At 51.0% G+C, this 3406-nt stretch carries 2 rRNA genes; both read right to left on the bottom strand.

What is annotated here, in order from left to right:
- Positions 1 to 165: 165 nt before the first annotated feature.
- Positions 166 to 281 (bottom strand): 5S ribosomal RNA (gene rrf / locus AELLOGFF_RS18035).
- A 171-nt stretch (positions 282 to 452) separates the two neighbouring features.
- Positions 453 to 3352 (bottom strand): 23S ribosomal RNA (locus AELLOGFF_RS18030).
- Positions 3353 to 3406: the final 54 nt, after the last annotated feature.

Here is a 3406-nt window from a genome sequence, read left to right as displayed (position 1 = left end):
CTGGCGACAAACCTGTGCAGCAGGTTTGGACAGCCTAACGCTGCCCGAAGGGTGATCGCCAGCGGCGCGAATCATTGCCGTTGGTCTTCGCCAGCTGCCCAGCGTTTTCTGCGCCACAAAGTAAAATGCCCCAACCGAATTCGGCTGGGGCATTTTTATTTAGAAGCCTGGCGATGACCTACTCTCGCATGGGGAAACCCCAAACTACCATCGGCGATGACACGTTTCACTTCTGAGTTCGGGATGGGGTCAGGTGGTTCCATGTCTCTATGGTCGCCAGGCAAACTGGCTTGGCTAAATGAGATGTCTTACGCACTTTCATGCTGCGTCATTTAATCCAAATAAGGTGGTAAATAAGCTGATATAAACAAGTTTTCTCTCATGCCAACTTCCGTTGGTTTGCAACAATCCGCTGCAGTTTCTTCATTGTGATAGCTAAACCACTTAATTATATGGTCAAGCCTCACGAGCAATTAGTACAGGTTAGCTCAACGCCTCACAACGCTTACACACCCTGCCTATCAACGTCCTGGTCTTGAACGGCTCTTTAGGGGGCTCAAGGCCCCAGGGAGATCTTATCTTGGAAGAGGCTTCCCGCTTAGATGCTTTCAGCGGTTATCCCGTCCGAACGTAGCTACCGGGCAATGCATCTGGCGATACAACCCGAACACCAGAGGTTCGTCCACTTCGGTCCTCTCGTACTAGAAGCAGCTTTCCTCAAATCTCCAACGCCCACGGCAGATAGGGACCGAACTGTCTCACGACGTTCTGAACCCAGCTCGCGTACCACTTTAAATGGCGAACAGCCATACCCTTGGGACCGGCTTCAGCCCCAGGATGTGATGAGCCGACATCGAGGTGCCAAACACCGCCGTCGATGTGAACTCTTGGGCGGTATCAGCCTGTTATCCCCGGAGTACCTTTTATCCGTTGAGCGATGGCCCTTCCATACAGAACCACCGGATCACTATGACCTACTTTCGTACCTGCTCGACTTGTCAGTCTCGCAGTCAAGCGCGCTTATGCCATTACACTAACCGCATGATTTCCGACCATGCTTAGCGCACCTTCGTGCTCCTCCGTTACTCTTTGGGAGGAGACCGCCCCAGTCAAACTACCCACCACACAATGTCCTCGAACCAGATAATGGTCCAGAGTTAGAACCCCAACAGTACCAGGCTGGTATTTCAAGATTGGCTCCACCTAAGCTAGCGCCTAAGTTTCAAAGCCTCCCAGCTATCCTACACAAGTAATATCAGAGTCCACTGTGAAGCTATAGTAAAGGTTCACGGGGTCTTTCCGTCTAGCCGCGGGTATACGGCATCTTAACCGCAATTTCAATTTCACTGAGTCTCGGGTGGAGACAGCGTGGCCATCATTACGCCATTCGTGCAGGTCGGAACTTACCCGACAAGGAATTTCGCTACCTTAGGACCGTTATAGTTACGGCCGCCGTTTACCGGGGCTTCGATCAAGAGCTTCGCCGAAGCTAACCCCATCAATTAACCTTCCGGCACCGGGCAGGCGTCACACCGTATACGTCCACTTTCGTGTTTGCACAGTGCTATGTTTTTGATAAACAGTTGCAGCCACCTGGTCACTTCGACTCCCCTCAGCTTACGGAGCAAGTCCGATCACCAGAGGGAGCGTACCTTCTCCCGAAGTTACGGTACCATTTTGCCTAGTTCCTTCACCCGAGTTCTCTCAAGCGCCTTGGTATTCTCTACCTGACCACCTGTGTCGGTTTGGGGTACGGTTCGTTATAACCTGAAGCTTAGAAGATTTTCTTGGAAGCATGGCATCAACGACTTCATCCAAAAGAGGACTCGTCATCGCTTCTCAGCCTTAGGGATCCGGATTTACCTAAATCCCCAGCCTACGAGCTTAAACACGGACAACCAACGCCGTGCTCGCCTAGCCTACTCCGTCCCTCCATCGCAGTTATAACAAGTACGGGAATATTAACCCGTTTTCCATCGACTACGCATTTCTGCCTCGCCTTAGGGGCCGACTAACCCTGTCCTGATTAGCATGGGACAGGAAACCTTGGTCTTCCGGCGGGGGGGTTTTTCACCCCCCTTGTCGTTACTCATGTCAGCATTCGCACTTCTGATACCTCCAGCAAACCTCTCGATTCACCTTCGCAGGCGTACAGAACGCTCCTCTACCATGCGTGCAAGCACGCATCCGCAGCTTCGGTTACACATTTAGCCCCGTTATATCTTCCGCGCAGGCCGACTCGACTAGTGAGCTATTACGCTTTCTTTAAAGGGTGGCTGCTTCTAAGCCAACCTCCTAGCTGTCTAAGCCTTCCCACATCGTTTCCCACTTAATGTGTATTAGGGACCTTAGCTGGCGGTCTGGGTTGTTTCCCTCTTGACAACGGACGTTAGCACCCGCTGTCTGTCTGCCGTGATTGAACTCCTAGGTATTCGGAGTTTGCATGGGGTTGGTAAGTCGGGATGACCCCCTAGCCCAAACAGTGCTCTACCCCCTAGGGTTAGACACGACGCTCTACCTAAATAGATTTCGAGGAGAACCAGCTATCTCCGAGCTTGATTAGCCTTTCACTCCGATCCACAACTCATCCCCAAATTTTTCAACATTTGTGGGTTCGGTCCTCCAATGCCTGTTACGGCATCTTCAACCTGGCCATGGATAGATCGCCCGGTTTCGGGTCTAATGCCAGCAACTAATTCGCCCTATTAAGACTCGGTTTCCCTACGGCTCCCCTATACGGTTAACCTCGCTACTGACATTAAGTCGCTGACCCATTATACAAAAGGTACGCAGTCACAGAACAAGTCTGCTCCTACTGCTTGTACGCATACGGTTTCAGGATCTATTTCACTCCCCTCACAGGGGTTCTTTTCGCCTTTCCCTCACGGTACTGGTTCACTATCGGTCAATTGGTAGTATTTAGCCTTGGAGGATGGTCCCCCCATCTTCAGTCAAGATAACACGTGTCCCGACCTACTTATCGCAAGCTTAGTACCACAAGTGTGTTTTCGTGTACGGGGCTATCACCCTGTATCGCCAGACTTTCCAGACTGTTCCACTAACACACAAGCTATCACTTGCAGGCTGTTCCCCGTTCGCTCGCCGCTACTAAGAGAATCTCGTTTGATTTCTTTTCCTCAGGGTACTTAGATGTTTCAGTTCCCCTGGTTCGCCTCCTAAGACCTATGTATTCAGTCAAAGGATACCTATCTTATGATAGGTGGGTTTCCCCATTCAGACATCTCTGGATCAAAGGTTGGTTGCCACCTCCCCAGAGCTTTTCGCAGGCTCCAACGTCTTTCATCGCCTCCAATTGCCAAGGCATCCACCGTATGCGCTTAGTTGCTTGACCATATAATCAAATAGACTAGCTATCGATCAATCAAGAAACTGCATTACGCGATTA

Origin of the sequence: Zhongshania aliphaticivorans, assembly GCF_902705875.1 — a bacterium.
GTDB classification, from domain to species: Bacteria; Pseudomonadota; Gammaproteobacteria; order Pseudomonadales; family Spongiibacteraceae; genus Spongiibacter; species Spongiibacter aliphaticivorans_A.
The sequence above is the reverse complement of the archived record's forward strand: the minus strand, read 5'-3'. Positions and strand labels throughout refer to the sequence as shown.